Annotated in this window: 19 protein-coding genes; 7 read left to right on the forward strand and 12 right to left on the reverse strand. The window is 47.1% G+C overall.

Features of this window, described 5'->3' with window-relative positions; all coding sequences use genetic code 11:
• Nucleotides 1–139 precede the first annotated feature (139 nt).
• From BUB37_RS18830 to BUB37_RS21710, 3 genes are read right to left on the reverse strand one after another with little or no spacing between them, the layout of a single operon-like run.
• Nucleotides 140–766 (reverse strand): DUF4145 domain-containing protein, encoded by a 627-nt coding sequence (locus BUB37_RS18830; RefSeq protein ID WP_094766798.1) that lies wholly within the window; start codon nucleotides 764–766, stop codon nucleotides 140–142.
• Nucleotides 763–1,311, reverse strand: coding sequence for a hypothetical protein (locus BUB37_RS18835; protein ID WP_094766799.1), 549 nt, complete (start codon nucleotides 1,309–1,311; stop codon nucleotides 763–765). The genes BUB37_RS18830 and BUB37_RS18835 overlap by 4 nt, the downstream gene beginning before the upstream one ends.
• Entirely contained in the window at nucleotides 1,312–1,458 is a 147-nt protein-coding gene (locus BUB37_RS21710; protein WP_170863194.1) for a hypothetical protein, read from the reverse strand.
• A 344-nt stretch (nucleotides 1,459–1,802) separates the two neighbouring features.
• Between BUB37_RS21710 and BUB37_RS18840 the strand changes: the two genes are divergently transcribed.
• The 7 genes from BUB37_RS18840 (at nucleotide 1,803) to BUB37_RS18870 (ending at nucleotide 10,866) form a co-directional block, all read left to right on the forward strand.
• Complete coding sequence (locus tag BUB37_RS18840) at nucleotides 1,803–2,810, forward strand: tyrosine-type recombinase/integrase (RefSeq protein WP_244526902.1); 1,008 nt, start codon at nucleotides 1,803–1,805, stop codon at nucleotides 2,808–2,810.
• Between the two features lie 526 nt (nucleotides 2,811–3,336).
• Nucleotides 3,337–4,476: a TolB family protein gene (locus BUB37_RS18845; protein WP_244526903.1), complete on the forward strand. Its 1,140-nt coding sequence runs from the start codon at nucleotides 3,337–3,339 to the stop codon at nucleotides 4,474–4,476.
• Nucleotides 4,477–4,591: 115 nt separating this feature from the next.
• On the forward strand, nucleotides 4,592–6,505 hold the full coding sequence (locus tag BUB37_RS18850) for a PorP/SprF family type IX secretion system membrane protein (RefSeq protein WP_072995391.1): 1,914 nt from the start codon (nucleotides 4,592–4,594) through the stop codon (nucleotides 6,503–6,505).
• 714 nt (nucleotides 6,506–7,219) lie between these two features.
• Nucleotides 7,220–7,861, forward strand: a complete 642-nt coding sequence (locus BUB37_RS18855; protein ID WP_072995392.1) for a response regulator transcription factor — start codon at nucleotides 7,220–7,222, stop codon at nucleotides 7,859–7,861.
• A gap of 282 nt (nucleotides 7,862–8,143) precedes the next feature.
• Complete coding sequence (locus BUB37_RS18860) at nucleotides 8,144–8,779, forward strand: NAD(P)H-dependent oxidoreductase (protein ID WP_072995393.1); 636 nt, start codon at nucleotides 8,144–8,146, stop codon at nucleotides 8,777–8,779.
• Between the two features lie 25 nt (nucleotides 8,780–8,804).
• A complete protein-coding gene (locus BUB37_RS18865) occupies nucleotides 8,805–10,010 on the forward strand; it encodes a DegT/DnrJ/EryC1/StrS family aminotransferase (protein WP_072995394.1) in 1,206 nt (401 codons plus the stop codon).
• Between the two features lie 70 nt (nucleotides 10,011–10,080).
• Nucleotides 10,081–10,866 carry a 3-keto-disaccharide hydrolase gene (locus tag BUB37_RS18870; RefSeq protein WP_072995395.1) on the forward strand — a complete coding sequence of 262 codons (786 nt, stop codon included), beginning with the start codon at nucleotides 10,081–10,083 and terminating at the stop codon, nucleotides 10,864–10,866.
• Between the two features lie 88 nt (nucleotides 10,867–10,954).
• Here BUB37_RS18870 and ribB read toward each other — a convergent pair whose 3' ends face one another.
• From ribB to BUB37_RS18915, 9 genes are all read right to left on the reverse strand, one after another.
• Nucleotides 10,955–12,097, reverse strand: a complete 1,143-nt coding sequence (gene ribB, locus BUB37_RS18875) for a 3,4-dihydroxy-2-butanone-4-phosphate synthase (RefSeq protein WP_072995396.1) — start codon at nucleotides 12,095–12,097, stop codon at nucleotides 10,955–10,957.
• On the reverse strand, nucleotides 12,097–13,605 hold the full coding sequence (locus BUB37_RS18880; protein WP_244526904.1) for an LptF/LptG family permease: 1,509 nt from the start codon (nucleotides 13,603–13,605) through the stop codon (nucleotides 12,097–12,099). The genes ribB and BUB37_RS18880 overlap by 1 nt, the downstream gene beginning before the upstream one ends.
• 79 nt (nucleotides 13,606–13,684) lie before the next feature.
• Nucleotides 13,685–14,329, reverse strand: coding sequence for an outer membrane lipoprotein periplasmic chaperone LolA1 (locus tag BUB37_RS18885; protein ID WP_072995397.1), 645 nt, complete (start codon nucleotides 14,327–14,329; stop codon nucleotides 13,685–13,687).
• 26 nt (nucleotides 14,330–14,355) lie between these two features.
• A complete protein-coding gene (locus BUB37_RS18890; RefSeq protein WP_072995398.1) occupies nucleotides 14,356–16,731 on the reverse strand; it encodes an FtsK/SpoIIIE family DNA translocase in 2,376 nt (791 codons plus the stop codon).
• A gap of 260 nt (nucleotides 16,732–16,991) precedes the next feature.
• The gene (locus BUB37_RS18895; protein ID WP_072995399.1) at nucleotides 16,992–17,357 is read right to left on the reverse strand and encodes a diacylglycerol kinase; all 366 of its coding nucleotides are present in this window, start codon (nucleotides 17,355–17,357) and stop codon (nucleotides 16,992–16,994) included.
• Nucleotides 17,350–17,856, reverse strand: a complete 507-nt coding sequence (tpx, locus tag BUB37_RS18900) for a thiol peroxidase (RefSeq protein WP_072995400.1) — start codon at nucleotides 17,854–17,856, stop codon at nucleotides 17,350–17,352. The genes BUB37_RS18895 and tpx overlap by 8 nt, the downstream gene beginning before the upstream one ends.
• Nucleotides 17,857–18,020: 164 nt before the next feature.
• Nucleotides 18,021–18,278, reverse strand: coding sequence for a DUF6952 family protein (locus BUB37_RS18905; RefSeq protein WP_072995401.1), 258 nt, complete (start codon nucleotides 18,276–18,278; stop codon nucleotides 18,021–18,023).
• Nucleotides 18,259–18,573, reverse strand: coding sequence for a thioredoxin family protein (locus BUB37_RS18910; protein ID WP_072995402.1), 315 nt, complete (start codon nucleotides 18,571–18,573; stop codon nucleotides 18,259–18,261). Before BUB37_RS18910 ends, BUB37_RS18905 begins: the two co-directional genes overlap by 20 nt.
• A gap of 73 nt (nucleotides 18,574–18,646) precedes the next feature.
• The gene (locus BUB37_RS18915; protein ID WP_072995403.1) at nucleotides 18,647–19,291 is read right to left on the reverse strand and encodes a peroxiredoxin; all 645 of its coding nucleotides are present in this window, start codon (nucleotides 19,289–19,291) and stop codon (nucleotides 18,647–18,649) included.
• Nucleotides 19,292–19,328: the final 37 nt, after the last annotated feature.

Consider the following 19,328-nt stretch of genomic DNA (forward strand, 5'->3'; position numbering starts at 1 on the left):
AAAAAGGTGTATCACAAATAGGATGCGGAGCAAGTTATTTTAAAATAAAAAAGGTGGTTTAAGGCAAAAAGAAAATATTGATTAACTTTAGAGAACTGGACTATGGCTTTTCATAGGAGCCATTGTTAGCCACAGTTTTTTATTTTCCATCTCTTTGTTTGATTCCATCAAGTTTGCCAGTTGGAAGTGTAGAATAAATTCCGCTGACTTTCTTCGGTAGCGCAATCATATATTCGACAATTACATTAGTCAAGTCAAAAAGTTGTCCAACAGTCTCGTGGTTATCCGTATCTATTTGTCCAGGATGTACTGCATCATTTCCAGTAACTCTAACAATGTCAAGAGATTGTTGAACAATATCTGGAAGTCCTTTTTTAACTAAACTTCCAATGTCATTGTTAATGTTTTTTCCCTCTTCTCCAAGTTCTTTACATAAAACCTGAATTCCAAGTCTTAACAAAGCTGCAGCACCTCGTGGCGATTTATTACTTATAGAAGCAGCTTCTAAATAAATTTTCTTGACATTTTCAGGCATTTCAGGATTAGGAAATGGTGAATTTCCAGTATCTGGATAGTACATTTTTTCACTAATCCAGATTGAAGTTTCATCACAATGTTGACAAGTGCACGAACCAAGAATATTGTAATTTTGGTTACTATGATTTCCAAACCGCATAGTTCTTACTTGCCATTCTTGTTTTGACAAAACTCCACAACTTGGGCAAGTAAATGATTTTTGATGTAATTGAGGTTGTATATATTTCATTGACAATTTTTTATTATCATTCTTAACTTTCTTCTCAGATTATCCCAATCTGAAGAATCCCATTCTGCATTTTTAAGTTTATTTCTATAATTTTCTAATGTCTTTTTTAAACCTTTAAGGAACAAAGTTGCATTTATTGTTTTCGTTGATGAATTATAAATTTCTCCTTTTCTCTGGATTTTCCAACCAGAAGTAGTTTCTGATTGATGAAGAATTCCACATCGTACATTTACATAGAAAGGTTTAGAAATTTCTTTAAAGGCAACAAATTCCGGCTCAGTCGTTAAAAACAATCTAAATGCTTTTTCACTTTTGTTCTTTGTGTCTTCCCATCCATTTTTGAAAGAAATAAGTGATTCAATCATTAGACAGGAAACTGCCATAATACTAAATCCATTTTTATCTTTCCTATCTAAACTTTCTATTGGACGAATATATCTTTCGTAAAATCTATCATAAATAAAGTCAGCAATTTTTTCTTGCTCTGAATTGTTGATTAGGTCACTTAATTCTTGACTATTAATATTTTCTGATAGTTGTGTCATTTAAATTGTGGCTAACGGCCAGACGGCTATGGCGAGTTGCGAGGTATGCCTGGCATACCTAGGCAAGGGGTCGCCATTAGACGCACATTCGCTATAGGCGGTGATGTCGATGGTACCGACCGCGAACAGCTCCGTCCGAGTTTTCAAGGATGAAATATAGCAAATTTTATGGGCGAATGTGCAGTCGTACTGTCTGGCCGATGGTCGATGGTAGGAAAAAAAGGTAGGGCGGCGGCCTCGACCGCCCGGTTTTTTACGGGCCGGAGGTATCATCGACCATCACGTAAATATATGCAACTTTCTTGTGTCGCTCCAAAAATATAAAAAAACAACTAATCCTTTGTATATCAATCGATACAAGCTTAAACATACATATTTATTTTGTATATCAAAATTTGTATCTTCGAAAAAATGATATACAAAATACCTAGGTGCATCTTTTAAATTATACATTTAAATTCGATTCACATCGGGGGAAAAATGTAATTCTTGTGCTGTTTAAATTTAACAAAAAACTACAGGCAGACTTACGGGAAAGGTTTCCCTCGGTAAAATGGAGCAAGACCAAAAAGGCATGGTACCTGCCCGATTTGCCTGCGGTAAGGCGCGAGCTAAACCTAAGCCCCAAACCACCCAGCGGCAAAGTACAGGTTCAAATCCATCCTGTAAACCAAGGGGCCTACGCGAATTTGCACGACCAATTGCTGTTAAAGGGGTATAGCGATAATACGATTCGCATCTATTTGGCCGAATTTCGTCATTTGCTCCGGTTACTCGGTCCTTTTCCCGTGGCCGAGCTTAATTCGCAAAGGCTTAAAGACTATTTTTTGTACTGTATAAAGGTAGAGGGCATGGGCGAGCGCAAAATAAACGGTAAGATCAATGCGGTGAAATTTTATTTTGAACAGGTGCTGCACCGCCCAAAAATGTTCTTCGATATTCCCAGGCCCAAAAAACCTTTGACCCTGCCTAAAATGTTAAGTAAGGCCGAAGTGAAAAAGGTATTGGCGCTTACAAGCAATACCAAACATCGCATTGCCCTACAACTATGTTACGGTATGGGCCTGAGGGTGTCCGAAGTGGTCAATTTAAAGATAGACGATATAGACGGCAAACGAATGGTGGTGCGAATAGTAGGGGCCAAGGGAAAGAAAGATCGGTACGTGCCCCTGCCCAAAAGCCTGCTCCCGCAATTAAGGGCCTATTATTCGGCGTATAGGCCCAAAGAATATTTGCTTGAAGGCCAATACGGGGGGGCTTATTCGAAAAGCAGTGTTCAGCAGGCCTTTAAAAAGGCCATGCAAAAAGCGGGGATTAAAAAGAAGATCGGCGTACACGGTTTACGGCACAGTTACGCTACCCATTTACTCGAGGCCGGGGCCGATATGCGCTTTATTCAAGAACTGCTCGGGCACAACAGCATTAAAACCACCCAAATCTATACGAAAGTGAGTCCCCGAAGCTTATCGAACATCCAAAGCCCTTTAGATTCCCTGTAAGGTGGCCTAGTGGCAAACCCTTCGGCAATAGGGTAGGGGACAAGCCTTTTCCCAACCCGGGGAAGGCCTCCAAGGCAACCTTTAACCGAAACTTAAATGGGTAAAGAAACGTCCTTTGCTATGGCATCCTTATAATAGGTTAGGTGCAATACCGTAATTCTCGTCGATATCGCATTAAGGTAACTTTGCCTATATGTGAAAAAGGTATTTGGGCAAAAAGGGAGGAAATAAGAAAGATAATTATGCAATTATTTACGTTGAAAGGTAAAAATTAGGGGTTAAAATACCAATTTTAACATAATTTATAGGAAAATTGGGCCAAACCTATGAATTTTTATTAAGTATAGGGACACGGGTTTTAGTGAACTTTGTCGATAGATATAAACCCCTAATCGAATTAGTTATGAAAAATTCGCTAACCTGTAATGTGTTTTTCGCATTAGCAATTTCCTGTTACTGCAGTACAGTAACGGCACAGTACTCTACCAAATCAAATGCTGTGGCTGACCGTCAGATCGAAAGAAAGATGGAACACTACAGAATTTTGAAAGACCAAGGCTATACCGACCAAGAAATCTTCGAAGACTTGGGCAATGCCAATTTTTTAAGTGAAAACTACGCTGCCGCCTCATTTTGGTACGGGCAGTTGAAAGAATCAAAAAAGGGTGAGCCCCTTAGCAAGAGCTATCAAAAGCGCTACCTTTTTGCCCTGAAGAAATCGGGTCAGGTCGCCGATACGGCTGCACTGGAAAACACCGATTGGCTCGCCGAGGTAAAAAGCGATTACCAAATAAGGCCGAACACGGTCGAAAGCTTTTTAGACCGTCCTATTTCCGAGCGCTATCGCGAGCTCGATTTTCAAAGTTCGAACGGCAGTTTTGTGGTCGACGACCAAAAAGTGGCCGAACAAGGGCTGAGATCGGTTATCGGCGATCAAGAAGACAAGGAACACCCCTATAAATTACCGGTAGCGGTGAGTCCCGACGGAAACACGGCCTACTTTAGCAAGATCGTTGAAGAAAAGCCTTTGTACGGCCTGTTCTCTAAAAAGGAGCAAGTACACAGGATCTACCGTGCCGAGCGCGTCAACGGCAAGTGGACCAATATAGAGGAGGTGGCCGCCGCACCCAAGCACGCATCGGCCAAGCACCCCGCCATATCGGCCGACGGCAAACGCTTGTTCTTCGCCTCCAACATGCCCGGAAGCTTTGGCGACTTCGACATCTATGTATCCGAAATCTTAAGTGACGGTAGCTTGGGCGTGGCCAAGAACCTGGGCCGCAAGGTAAATACCGAAAAGAACGAACTCTACCCCAAAGTGGTGGGCAATAAGACCCTGTTCTTCGCCTCGGAAGGTAGAAGGGGATACGGCGGACTCGATGTGTACATGACCCAAGTCGATAAAAAACGCGTTGACCTGGCCATGAACCTCGGCAGCGATATCAACAGCGACGACGACGATTTTGCCATCGCCTTTACAAGCGAGACCGGTAAGGCATACGTACTGTCCAACCGTGGCAGCAGTAGAAACAAGGTTGAGCGTATTGCCTTTACCTATGCCGAACAAGAAGACGTAGCAGACGATAAGAACGAATACAACTTAATGGAAGCCCTGAATTCGGAAAGTCAAATTCGTTATACCACATCAATTTTTGAAGATGAATAAGAAAACTGGTCAATAGTGTAGGCCGTGCGGTTACCACCAGCGGCCTACATATTAAAACTATGACCTGTTTTGGCCGGCCTTTATGGCCCTACCATTAACCCCAAATATCACTACCATGAGCTATACCAGTAATACTACCAATAGATTTGGCCTGCTTTTCTTGTTCTGTGCCCTGTTTGGGTTACAGATGAGCCAAGGCCAAGAAGCACCTCTTACCGAAATCAATTCAAAAAGCACCTATCACAACCAATTGTTCTATAACCGGTTCTTGATCAACCCTACCTTTTCCTTGGTACGCGAGAACAAATCGTACATCAATATCTTGCACAGAAACCAATATGCAACCTTTGAAGACAACGACCAGAACTATTTTTTGGGCTTTAGCAACCGTTTGAACAACAACACCGCCCTGGGCATCAGTGTGTATAGCCAGTGGTCGGGAGTGGTACAGGAGTTTGGTTTTAACGCCAACTACGCCACGGCCGTGCGCCTGGGCGAAAAGAACAAGCTGACCTTCGGTACCAACATTACCTATTACAACGAAGGGCTCGACCGTAACCGGATCGTAGCCGTAGAGAACGACAATAAGATACTCGAATCGAAAAAAGAGAGCAAAGTGGCCATTCAGCCCGGGGTAACCCTTTCCCTTGGTAGTTTCGACTTTGGCCTATACGCCACAGACCTGTTCAAGTACAACCAAACCGCCAATACCTTCTTGACCACCATGAGCACCAAAAGCGTAAAGGCATCGGTACAGTACAGCCATAACTTTATGGCCAACAGGGGGATCTTTGCCCATGCCAGGCTTATGCCCTTGGTACAGGTGGGGCAGAATACCGACGGAAGTCTGGACTATGTGGGTTCAGTGGTGTTGGATATGCCTACCTTCGGATGGTTTCAGGCCAATTACGACGATACCTACGGACTCAGTACGGGTCTGGGGTTCAACCTGAGCAAGAGAATGTCTATCGGATACCTGCTCGAAAAAGACCTGAACCAAGACGATGCCGACCTGGGCTGGAACCACGAAGTGTCGCTGGCCTATAACTTCGACGACCACGGCTCGCAGGTGAACAGCTTGGTAGATACCTCCAACGACGCCCAAATAGACCGTATCGTTAGAAATTACGAAGAACAGATATTGCGATTGACGGCCGAGAACGAAAAAGCCACCGGCAAAGACCGTAAATCGTTCAAAAAACAGGCCCAAGAAGCCATTACCGCCATGGACGACCCCAACTCCCTGGCCTACGAGAACCGCTTGATAATTGATGAAATGATATTGAGGCAAGACTCTATCGACGCCGCAAGGGACGCCGCTTTTCAGGCCCGCCTCGAAAGCCTGGTCGATGTGTTGAAAAAAGAAATACGCCAATCGAAGCAAGTCGATACCGATGTTGAGGATGAAAAGGAAAAAACACCAAGGTTCAATACGGCATTGGCCGACAACACCACCAAGACCGAAACTAGGGCGCCACAGGCCGTACCGGCCAAAGCTGCAAACGACGCCAAGCCAGGTTTTGATGCCGACGCCAGCGACGACCAGGTGGCAAGCGGTGCAATAGACGACGAAATACGCAAATCGGTAGACAACTTCTTTAACGAAAGGGAAGAGGCCATGAGGCGCCAAAGGGAGCAGCGCGTGGCGCAGGCCCAGACAAAACCGGTCACCGCAGCTGGCAACGACGCGGCCCAATTGAAGGAAGAGGTCAACCTGCCCATTCGGGTGCTGAACCAATCGAATATCGTCGGGGCCAAATCGGGCTACTTCGTAATCGCCAACGTGTACAGCAACAAAAAATATATGAACGCCTTTATGGAAACATTAAAGAAACAAGGCCTAAAGGCGGGACAGTTCTATAACAAGGAAAACGGACTATACTATGTTTACCTGGCCGACTACAACTTTAAGGAAGACGCAAAAAATGCTTATGTGACCAATTTGGACGGTAAGTACAAAGACGAAAAATGGATCATGCAGGTAGATGATCATTCGGCCATAGTGAACAATATGTACGAAGAATTCTAAAATATTAACTTATGGTTAGTGGGACCTGATTTTTTTGGTAGAAAATTAGGCAAAGACAGCGGGGGAGGCCCCGCTGTTTTTTTTGGTTTTTTATGGTGACGACCTGTTTTTTGTATGTGAAATCTGGGTTTTAAGGGGTAAACCAAGCCATCGATTAATGGTAAAAATGTCGATTAAATGCATAGAAATCGGGTCTTTTGGTGCATTTTGACGAAAAGGGAGGCCTTCCAAAAGATCGGGGAGCAAATTTTATTATGTTTACTAAACCAAAATGATTTAAACCTAATTTATTAACTCCCAAATCCCATTTACCATGACACACTACCTACACCGTTTCCGTAAAAGACGTACCACCGAAACCCCAAAACGGGTACAGGGCCTCTGAATCTTGAAGAGGATTAAATAGACGTCGTTCCGGTCTTGGTACCTAGCGGTACCGGCACCTGAAAAATTCACCAAGCGTAAGAAAATTGCTGTTGCTTTTGTAAAAAGCAAGAACGTTGGGAGTACCCTCCCCTGATACGTCCATGCCTTTTGTCAACAGTCAAGACCGTTGCTTCCCCGAACTAACCATTAGGGGAGAAGGGCCCTTCTACGCCAAATTTCAAGCCTCTTGCCCATACGGCAATGCGATAGAAACAGAATTTTGATTACCAGATTTAACCAGGGTATGTCTTTGTTTTTTCAAAGGCTTGCCCGCAAAATCCCACTACCATGAATACCACATTATCGAACATCATTGTTATCGACAATGATCGGAATTTTCACGAGGCCTACCACACGTATTTCGAACCCTACCTGGAGTATTCCCTAAAAGGTGTGTATACCAGTATAACGGATGCGCTCTCGGAGTACGATGCGGTAAGGCCCCAAATTATCTTTTCTGAAGTTGAATTGCCCGGTACCTCGGGTATTGAGGGCATTCAGCTTTTCAGAAAAAAGGATCCCGATGTAAAGATCATCATGCTCAGCGAGAACAAGGAGTTCGAACTGGTAAAAAAAGCGTTCAAGCATACGGCCAATGGCTACCTTTCCAAACCGGTGAGCGAGCGAACCTTGTTCAACGCCCTCGATTCGATCAAAAGGGAAGGCTCTACCATGAGCAGCGATATCGTAAGCCAGATGATATCCAAGTTCCAAAAGAGGTCGAACGACTTCTTTTCCGAACGGGAGAACCAGGTGATCGAATACCTCTGTCAAGGTGCTACGTACAAGACCATTGCCGAAAAGCTCTTTGTAACGGCCAGTGCCATTAACTTTCACATTCAGAATATCTATTTGAAGCTAAACGTAAACTCAAAATCGGAGGCGTTGCGAAAACTGCAGGAAATGGAAATTTCCCGGGCAGTGATCTGATGTTAAAAATATGATTTGGCTGGGCTTCATTAAGTGAGACCCTTTCCCCTGCAAAGGGGCCTTCGTAAAAGAAGGCCTCTTTTTTTTTGCCCTTGTCGGTTCCCGTTAAATCCCCGTCCAAAATTTCAAAAGGTTCTGTGACCGGGTAGGTATTTTCCAATAAATTCGGGTTATTTTTGCTTTCCGGTCAATTTAAGGTCGGTCGGTCCATGGGCAAGCTTTGCCTCCTAAAAGAACCGCCCACCGGTCGGGTCGATGTTGTTATGAGAAACCGATTATAGTATGGCAGATAGTATAGAAAATTTGAAATGGCGGTACGCGGTCAAAAAATTCGATTCGGGCCGATTGCTTCCCGAAGAAAAGATTGCACGCCTAAAAAAGGCCTTTAACCTTACGGCCACTTCCTACGGTTTGCAGCCCATAACCCTTTTGGTAATCAAGAACAAGGAGCTTCAAAGACAGCTGGTCTCCTTCTCGTTCGGACAGCAACAGGTGGCCCAGGCATCGCATCTTTTGGTCATTTGCACCCAAGAGACGATAGATAAGGCCTATATTCAGCGCTACTTTGAACAGGTAAAGAAGGTGAGGGGTACCTCCGATGAGATCTTGGACCCCTTTAAGCGTGCATTGATCGACGATTTTTCAAATAAAAATAGGGAAGAGGTACGCAGCTGGGCCAAGAACCAAGCCTATTTGGCCTTGGGCAACCTATTGGCCATTTGCGCCATGGAACGGATCGATTCCTGCCCCATGGAAGGTTTTGACCCTTCGGCCTACGACGAATTGTTGAACTTAAGCGAAAAAGGACTCAAATCGGCCCTTGTGCTTCCGGTTGGGTACAGGGCGGAAGACGATATGTTCTCAAAGTTTAAAAAGGTTCGTAAAAACTTAGAAGATAGTGTTATAGACTATAAATAATAAATTAAAACTTTAAATTATATAAATGCCGGGATTTGAACTCTTTGGAGATAAGGAAAGAGCACATGTACAAGATGTAATCGATTCGGGGGTGCTTATGCGCTACGGTTTCGACAATATGCGAAAGGGCCATTACAAGGCCCTGGAACTCGAGCGGGTATTGGCCGAAAAAATGCAGGTAAGGCACGCCCAATTGGTCAGTAGCGGTACCGCCGCCCTAACGGTAGCCTTGGCCAGTGCCGGTATCGGGGCGGGCGACGAGGTCATTATGCCCACTTTTACGTTCGTGGCCAGTTTCGAATCGATCTTGGCATTGGGGGCCGTTCCGATCTTGGTTGATGTCGATGCCACCTTAACCCTTAGCCCCGAAGCCGTTGAACGTGCGGTTACCGGGCGTACAAGGGCCGTGATGCCCGTTCATATGTGCGGGTCTATGGCCGATCTAAGGGCGCTAAAGTCCATTTGCGATAAACACGGACTGCTCTTGGTGGAAGATGCCTGTCAGGCCATCGGGGGAACCTATGAGGGCAAACCTTTGGGAAGCTATGGCGACTTGGGCTGTTTTTCCTTCGACTACGTAAAAACGGTTACCTGTGGCGAAGGCGGGGCCGTGGTCACCAATAACGACCAATACAAGCTAAACGCCGACCACTATTCCGACCACGGGCACGACCACGTGGGCAGCGATAGGGGGGCGGAAGGCCATCCTTTTTTAGGGTATAATTTCCGGATATCGGAGTTGCATGCGGCCGTTGGCCTGGCACAAATCCAGCGCCTGGACGAATTCCTGTCCATTCAGCAAAAAAACTACCGTATCCTTAGGGAGGCATTGTCCGAATTGCCCGATATAACTTTTAGGGAAGTACCAAAGGGAGGCGAGGAGAGCTATGCCTTTTTGAACTTCTTTCTGCCGGATGCCGATAAGGCCAAAGCAGTGCATACCGCCTTGGGCAAGGCCGGAATCGATGGCTGCTTTTACTGGTACGACAACAATTGGCATTTTTATAGAAAATGGGAGCATTTGATCGGTAAAAAATCGCTTGGAAAATGGCCGGCCGAGGTCTTGCAAGGCCTTCCGGACTATTCAAGGGCCGATTTTTCAATGTCCGACCATTGGGTGGGCCGAAATATATCGTGCCTGATCAAACTGTCATGGTCCGGGCAAGACGTAAGGGCAAGGGCCCAAAAAATGGTCCAGGTGATAAGGGAGGTTTTGCAAACTGTATCATAATCGGAGCCCTTGATTTAATTATTTATATTTAATTTTCGGAACTATTAACAAGACTAAAACAAACTGAACTATGAAATTGATGAAGTTGTCGGTACTTTTTATGACATTTATCCTTGCCGCCCAAGTATACGGGCAAAAGCATTCCAGTACCCCGCCCGAAGTATCCCCGATGCCCATGAAGCCCGAAATGACCGAGATTTGGGAACCGGAGGTAAGGGTAGTTACCCCCGGAAAGAAATTGGGCGATCCCCCATCGGATGCCATCATCCTGTTCGATGGCTCCAACCTAGACCAGTGGGTCAGCCAAAAGGACCCTTCCAAACCGGCCCCGTGGAAAATAGTGGACAACGACCATTTTGAAGTTGTTCCGGGTTCGGGTGGCATCAGCACGAAAATGAAATTCGGCGATTGCCAGTTCCATATCGAGTTTAGCGCCCCCGATAAGGTTGAGGGCGAAAGCCAGGGTAGGGGCAATAGCGGTGTCTTCTTTCAAAACCGCTACGAACTTCAAATACTCGACTCGTACAACAACCGCACCTATCGCAACGGCCAGGCGGGCAGCATCTATAAAGACCACGCTCCGCTGGTCAATGCCATGCGAAGTCCCTTGGAGTGGAATACCTACGATGTGATCTATAGGGCGCCCCGCTTTAAGGAAAATGGCGAACTGGATACCAAGGCCACTATTACCGTGCTTCACAATGGGGTGTTGATCCAGAACAATGTCGATATCAACGGGATTACCTACTATATCGGTCTGCACAATTATCCGGAAGCCCATGGCGAGGACGTTATCTCGCTTCAAGACCACGGGAACAAGACCCAGTTCAGGAACATTTGGATAAGAAGGCTGTAACCGTGTTACGGTTATGAAAAATACAAAAGGCAAGCTTTTTTAGCTTGCCTTTTTCAATATAGTCTTTTTGATGCCGATTTCCCGATTCTCAATAGGGTACGTATTCGACGATTTCGATCCCGTAACCGACGATACCGACCCGTTTGGTCTGTGGCGAGTTCGAAAGCACCCTTATCTTGGCGATGCCCAGGTCGTGCAGTATTTGGGCGCCTATCCCAAAGTCCCTTGAGTCCATGTCAATTTTCGGTGCTTTGTGGATACCTTGTTTTTGCAGTTCTTTCAGCTCGGCCAGCCGGGCCAATAGGTTGAGCGCTTTGGGGTTCTGGTTGATAAAGACGATGGCCCCCTTTTCTTCGTTGTTGATGGCCTTGAACATATCTTCGAGCTTGGCGTCGACGTTGTTGGTAAGGGTGCCCAGAATATCGTTGTTCACCATGGTCGAATTGATCCGGGTCAATACCTTTTCGTCCTTCGTCCAGCTCCCCTTGGTCAAGGCCAAGTGGATATGGTTGTTCGTGGTCTGCTGATAGGCCCGTAGCCTAAACTGGCCGAACCGGGTGGTGATATCGAAATCCTCCTTTTTTATGATCAGGCTGTCGTGTTCCATACGATAGGCGACCAGGTCTTCGATCGACACGATTTTCAGGTCGAACTTTTTGGCCACCTGGCACAATTGGGGCAGTCGGGCCATGGACCCGTCCTCGTTCATGATCTCTACGATGATGCCCGCGGGCTTAAGACCGGCCAATCGGGCAAAATCGATGGCCGCCTCGGTGTGTCCCGTCCTCCGCAGAACCCCGCCTTCCTTGGCGATCAACGGAAAGATATGTCCGGGCCGGGCCAGATCGTGCGGCTTGGTGGCGGGGTCGACCAAGGCATATACGGTCTTTGCCCTGTCAGAGGCTGAAATACCCGTGGTGACGCCGTTCCCCCTTAAATCGACGGAAACCGTAAAGGCGGTCTCCAAGGGGTCCGTATTGTTGTTGACCATCATGTTGAGTCCCAATTCCTTGCAGCGGCCCTCGGTCAAAGGAGCGCATATCAGGCCCCTTCCGTGGGTGGCCATAAAATTGACCGTCTCCGGGGTGGCCAATTCCGCAGCGGCAAGAAAATCCCCTTCGTTTTCGCGGTTCTCATCGTCTACCACAATGATGACCTTGCCATTTTTGATGTCTTCGATGGCTTCCTCGATCGTGTTGAGTTTTATAGTGTTGTCCGTGTCGGTAGTCATTATTCTTCTGGTTTAGCCTTTTTAGCAAAGATTTTCTTGATTTTGTCAATTCCGTTTCCAAAACTCATCATACCCCTATCGGCCGTGGCCCTTTGGGTCAGATAGACGCCCAAAGGTAACATTATCATAGAAGATAGCCATGCCCCCAAAACAGGATGGATGTTGCCCTTGTAGGAATAGTTTTCGGCGAACACCCCCAAAAAGTAATACACCAGAAAAAGCAGGATGGCGACGACCATGGGCAGGCCGATGCCCCCTTTTCTGATGATGGCGCCCAAGGGAGCCCCGACGAAGAACAGGATAATGCACGAGAGGGCAAGGGCATACTTATCGTGAAGCGAAAAAACGTGCCTTCGGTGAATTTCAAACCGCTTGTCGAGCTCCTTCTTCTTTCCATCGACCGAAGTCATGATGTTCGACACCGAATTTTTGGCCGCACTGATGATCTGGCCCTGTTGGTAGTCTTTGAAGAGCGCTAGTATATCGCCTTTAAAAGCCGGCCGGGCTTCCCTTTCGGCAATTTCGGCAAGGGTATCGTGCACTATGGCGGGCACGGTGTCGTTTTTCGCGATTTGCACGGCCGTACTGTCCCCTGTTTTTTGGGTTTTGGTGGATGCGCGCCCGTCAAGGGCCTGATTTTTGGCCATTCTTCCCTTTACGCTGTCCAACTTGGGCAGGGAGGCAAAGGTGCCCATCCGTTGTATGATGTTCTTTGAAAAGGCCGTTACGATACGCTTGTTGTCACGATCCAAGGAATCCATATCCTTTAACAGCCGGGAGACGTTTTTCATTTTTTCCCGGTTCGAAACACTTTCTTCCTCCAGATCCTGTTCCATTTCTGGAACCTCGATGTTCATTCGGTAGATGTCGAAGTTGGCCTTGGCAAAGGGGTGTTTGCGTTTGCTCTGGTTGTCCTTGTTCTCAACGTCCCTGTAATAATGCCCGTCTTTAAGGACCAGCTGTATGAGTTCGGAGTCCTCGCTACTGATGAGTTCCCCCGTCTTGGCCTTGATCACCGTGCTGTTGACGTTCGATTCGGTTTTCTGGTGGATGATGACGTTCTTTAAGAACCGGTCTTTTTCGCCATATTTGTCGTCGACCTTGATGCTCATTCCCTCGAAATCGCTAAAAACCCCTTTTTCTATGGCCGCCGCCGGTTTTACCTTGGCGATGTTGCGCCGCATGTTGTAAATTTTTTGCTCCGATGCCGGAATGACGTTATTGGCAAAATAAAAGGTAACGCCACCTAGGATGACCATAAAGATGATCAGGCTCAACATGGCCCGCTGTAGCGAAATGCCCGAGGCCTTCATCGCGGCGAACTCGTAATTTTCGGCAAAGGTGCCAAAGGTGAGGATGGAGGCCAGCAATACGGTCAAGGGCAATACCTTTTCCGTGAGGCTGGGCATCATGTAGAAAAAGAATTTCCCGATGATCATGATATCTAGACCTTTACCGGCAAAATCGTCAATAAAGAGCCATATCGTTTGAAAGATGAAAATGAACATCAATATCACGAAAGAACTCAAAAAATTGTATAGAAATCGCGATAAAATGTATCGGTCTAGAATTCTCAAGGTCGCAGCGTTAGTTTCTTACAATGTAGTACCCGTCGTTTTTGTACTTGGCCTCGTCAAAAGTAAACAAGGTTTTCGACAATGGCTGATTTGTTTTGAAAGTATTAACGGTTATGGTCGTCATGGTCCCGTTCTTGCCGGTCTCTATCACTTTGTAGATATGCTTGGTTTCGGCATCTATGCCCAACAGGATGTTCTTGATTTCGGAATGGGTGTCGATGGGCGTTAGCTTTACGAACTGTATCTTTCTTCCGTTCACGTTTTGAAGGATGTCCATCTCGTAGTTATGCCCTTCCCTGTAGAAGGTAAGCATCTTGGTAGGGGTAAGGGCATCGGTATCGTCCGATTTGTCCTCTATGGTCACCTCTTCGTTTTCGGGTACGATGGTATATACCTTGGAGCCGTCGTAGAGCTGGGTGGCCCCGAAGAAATTGCCGATATACTTGTCGCCCTGAAGGGTAACGTCGCCCCGGGTCTCTTGGTTGATGCCGGCTTCGGTATTGTTGAGTACGTACTTGAAATCGACCTGGATATTATCGTAGCTCTTCACCTTGTTGTAAACGTCGTCCAACAATGCCTTGGCCTTTTCGGAGTTTTGGGCGGTAAGTGAGTTGAAACCTAGGAAAAGAGTCAATAATAAAGTAATCTTCTTCATTTTTAAATATAATTAATGATCGTTTTTTACGAACCTTCGTTGTTTAACAATTGATCCAGGGCCACTAGGTCGGGCACGAGCACTTGGCGTGCCTTGCTGCCTTCGAACGGACCGACGATACCGGCCGCCTCGAGTTGGTCGATAATCCTGCCCGCCCTGTTGTAGCCGAGTTTTAGTTTTCTTTGGATGAGGGAGGCCGAGCCCTGCTGGGCCGTAACGATGACTTCCGCCGCCTCGCGGAACATGGCATCCCGATCCGCTATTTCATAATCAATACTTGTGCCAGACTCGTCTCCGGAATACTCCGGAAGTTCATGGGCATGCGGGTAGGCCCTTTGCGAACCGATGTACTCCGTTATTTTGGCCACTTCGGGGGTGTCGACAAAGGCGCACTGGATGCGCGTTACATCGTTGCCCTGGGTGTACAGCATATCGCCCCGGCCGATCAATTGGTCGGCCCCCTGGGCATCCAAAATGGTACGCGAATCGATTTTAGAGGTTACCCTAAAGGCGATACGGGCCGGGAAATTCGCCTTGATGATACCCGTAATTACGTTTACCGATGGGCGTTGGGTGGCGATGATCAGGTGGATGCCGATGGCCCTGGCCAACTGGGCGAGGCGGGCGATCGGGGTCTCTACCTCCTTGCCGGCGGTCATGATCAAATCGGCAAACTCGTCGATGACCAAGACGATATAGGGCAAATACTTATGTCCGTCGTTGGGATTCAGCTTACGGGCCTTGAACTTGGCGTTGTATTCCTTAAGGTTTCTTACCATGGCCTTTTTCAACAGCTCGTAACGGTTGTCCATTTCGATACAGAGCGAGTTGAGCGTATTGATCACCTTGGCGTTATCGGTAATAATGGCCTCGTCGGAATCGGGCAACTTGGCCAAAAAGTGGCGTTCTATCTTGTTGTAGATGGAAAGTTCCACCTTTTTGGGGTCTACCAAGATAAACTTGACCTCGGCCGGATGTTTTTTGTACAGCAGGGAGGTGAGTACGGCGTTCAGGCCGACGGACTTACCTTGGCCCGTTGCCCCGGCCATGAGCAAGTGCGGCATCTTGGCGAGGTCTACCACAAAGGTTTCGTTGCTGATCGTTTTTCCAAAGGCAATGGGCAATTGCATCTCCGCCTTTTGGAACTTGCTCGAGGCGATGACCGAACGCATCGAAACGATGGTGGCGTTTTTGTTGGGCACTTCGATACCGATGGTCCCCTTGCCCGGTATGGGGGCGATGATACGGATGCCCAGGGCGGCCAGCGATAGGGCGATATCGTCTTCGAGGTTTTTGATCTTCGAAATGCGGATGCCCGCCTCCGGGACAATTTCGTAAAGGGTTACGGTCGGGCCTATGGTGGCCTTGATCTGCGAGATGCCTATTTTATAGTTCTTTAGGGTCTCGACGATCTTGTTCTTGTTCTCTTCGAGTTCTTCTTGGTTAATTGTTATACCGCCCGTGACCCCGTGCGGATCCAATAGGTCGATGGTGGGAAACTTGTAGTTGCCCAGTTCGAGGGTGGGGTCGAACTCCCCGAAATCCTCGACCAGCTTATCGGCAATGTTGTCCGTTTCCTCTTTTTCCTCGACAATTTTCTCCACCTCCATCGAAAGCGGTTCCTCGGCTTCCTCCTCCACCGGAACGTTCACCTCAAAGTCGCTCTTCGCCGGTTCTTCCTCCTTCAACGAAGGGATGTCCTTCTTGTGGGTATAGGTGTCGATCACAACGGGGGCCTCTTCGGCGTCGTCGATCAGGGGTTCTTCGCCTAGGTCGATGTGGTCTTCACCGGGTGCGGTTTCCGCGGTTTTTGTACGGCTTCCTCCAAACGAGGGTTTCCTTATTTTATCGGGCGAGAACTTGAAGAAGCGTACCAGGATGAATACGAGTCCGAAAAGCAGGATAAGGACGACGCCTATGGTGCCCGTATAGTCCTTTAAAAAGTCGTTCATCTCATATCCTACCATTCCCCCCAGCAAAGGCTTGGCCTCACCGACAAAGCCCAGGGCAATGGATATCCATATCATAAAGGTGAGTCCCCAGATCCACTTTTTTAAGAGGCCCTTCTTCTCCAGGTTGAGAAACAGGTAGAGTCCGGTAATGCAAAGTAAGAAGGTAAGGATAAGGGAGGCCACGCCAAAACCTTTGTATACGAAGAAATGGCTGACGGCCGCACCGAACTTGTTCAACAGGTTTTTGGCCTCCGCGTTGCGGTCGCTGAACTCGGTGAGCAAACTTTGGTCGTCTTGCCAAGTAAAATAAAAGGAAACAAAGGAAAAGAACAGGGCTATGCTGAACAGTATCAGCAAGCTGCCGAATATAATCGTGTTCTGCTTGGATGGCTTTAGGCTCATCTTCTTGGAAGCGGTCTTTTTTTTGGAGGTTGTTTTCTTTTTTGCCATTACTTTTTTCAGCTGTGTGCAAAAATACGTATTACGAACTTTTCGGCACGACGATTACGAAAAGTCTTTGCGGTTTGTTGACAATTTGTACCGTTAGGGAAAGGTAAAAAACCTTAACCTGTTGATTGTCTGTTGTTAATAGTGGGGCGTGACTCCTGTGTTCTTCCTTTACAACACGATATTGAAGCGATTATTGTGCCAATTTGGAAAAGCTTTTACCGGTATTCGACATAGGGTATAATGCTAGGGGGATGTTCGGGCTAAAATATTTTAGGGAGATAGATGATGAGACCGACGATGACGGCCCCTATGGAAACAAGCATGACGGCCCCGGCGCTGACGTCCTTGATAAAGCCGATCTTCCTATCAAAATCGGGGTGTATGAAATCGCATAGTTTTTCGATGGCCGTGTTGGCCCCCTCGATGCCCATTACCAATGAAATGGCCAAGATCTGTAGTATCCATTCCGTACTCGAGATCTCGAAATAAAAGCCCGCGATAGTGACCAATAGGGCCAAGACCACTTGGATCTTGATACTGGCCTCGGTACGGATCAGCAAAAGGGCCCCACGGATCGCGAAGCCCACACTTTTGATCCTATTTACAAGAAAAGACTCCTTACGCATCGACCAAGGCTTCAAGAGCGGCCTTATAATTGGGTTCCTCTACGGTTTCGGCCACTTGTTCGGAGTAGACCACACGGCCCGATTCGTCGATGACCACCACGCACCTCGAGTGCAGGGGCTGTAAGGGTCCGTCCGCAAAGGTCAAACCGTAGGCTTCACCGAAGCTTCCGTCCCTGAAATCGGAGAGCATTTCAACCTTGTCGATACCTTCGGCCCCGCAGAAACGGGCCTGTGCAAAGGGCAGGTCTTTCGAGATGCAGAGTACGGCCGTGTTTTCGAGTTCGGCGGCCTCTTGGTTGAATTGCCTTACCGATTGGGCGCACGTACCGGTATCTACACTGGGGAAAATGTTCAAGACCACTTTCTTTCCGGCATAATCGCCCAGCGAAGCACTTGAAAGGTCGCTTTTGGTCAAGGTAAAATCGGGAGCCGGGCTTCCCTTGGCGGGAAGGCTTCCTATGGTATGTATTTCATTTCCTTTTAAGGTAACTGTTGCCATTTTGTTATAAATTTAGATGAACGGTGAAATTAAAAAAATAAAAAGTGAAATACAGTATTTGAAGGCTATAAAATAGTGGGGGCCGGTCTTTCTGCCACAAAAGACCGGCCCCCTCCAATTGGTGATGATAAAAAAGTATCACCCTAATGCCGTAGCCGGCTGATTTACTTGTCTATGGCTCCCATGACCCGTTGCATAAATTCGTTGAGGGCCTCCTTTTGGGGTTTGCCTTCCTTGATTGCCTTGTTCACCTCGATGGCCCCGTACATGTTCGAGATCAGTTCCCCTATCGTATCGAGCTCTTCGTCCTTTAGGGAAGGGACCTCGGTGAGGGACTCCAACGTTTCTATGGTCTCGATAACATAGTCCTCGTCGTTTTCCTGGATAAAATTCGTGAGGTGCTTAATTACTGGCAACTTCATTGATCAATTCTTTTAGAACATCGTACTTGTTGGTCTGTACCTGGTTTTTGAATGCCCCGTTGGAAAAGGCCGCAAAGGTCGGCAGGTTGTCAACAGTGGCCAATTTTCTGCTTTCCGGAAATTTTTCGGCGTCTGCGATCACAAAGGTAATGTCTTCGTGGGCACTGGCCTCTTTCTTGAACTTGGGCTTCATGATGCGGCAATTGCCACACCAACCGGCGGAATATTGTACGACGACGTTTTTCTTTTCGGCAATGATCTCCTGTAAATTGTCTTTTTCTAATTCTAATACCATTGTGATACGGTTTTAGGTAACACGCTGCATTCCGTCCATAAAGACCAAGTGCAACGTGTTGTTAAGGTTAAACTTAGTTGGCGTGTGCCGAAAGGTATTCGGCAACCCCTTTTCTATCGGCTTTCATGGCCTCTTTGCCTTCTTCCCAGTTGGCAGGGCATACTTCGCCTTTTTCCTGTACGTGGGTGTAGGCATCGATCAAACGAAGGTATTCGTTTACGTTTCTGCCAAGGGGCATGTGGTTGATGCTCTCGTGGAAAACGGTACCTTCCTCATCGATCAAGTAGGTGGCGCGGTACGTTACGTTGTCGCCCTCTACGGTAACTACCCCTGTTTCCTCATCGTACTGCTCGTTGGTGATGTCGAGTATACCCAAGGTAGAGGCCAAATTTCTGTTGCTATCGGCCAAAAGCGGGTAGGTTACGCCTTCTATGCCACCGTTGTCCTTCGACGTGTTCAACCAGGCGAAGTGAACTTCGGCCGTGTCGCACGAAGCACCTATGACCAAGGTGTTTCTCTTCTCAAATTCGCCCAAGGCGGCCTGAAAAGCGTGCAATTCGGTAGGGCACACAAAGGTAAAGTCTTTGGGGTACCAAAAAAGCACCACCTTCTTGTTGTTTTTTTGAGCTTCTTCCAACACGTTCACTTTGAAAGTGTCGCCCAAATCGTTCATTGCGTTAACGCTAAGGTTTGGGAATTTTTTACCTACTAATGCCATAAGATATTGAATTTTGTGATTTCTATTTGAATGTAAA

The sequence above is a fragment of the Pseudozobellia thermophila genome (assembly GCF_900141855.1).
Lineage (GTDB): Bacteria > Bacteroidota > Bacteroidia > Flavobacteriales > Flavobacteriaceae > Pseudozobellia > Pseudozobellia thermophila.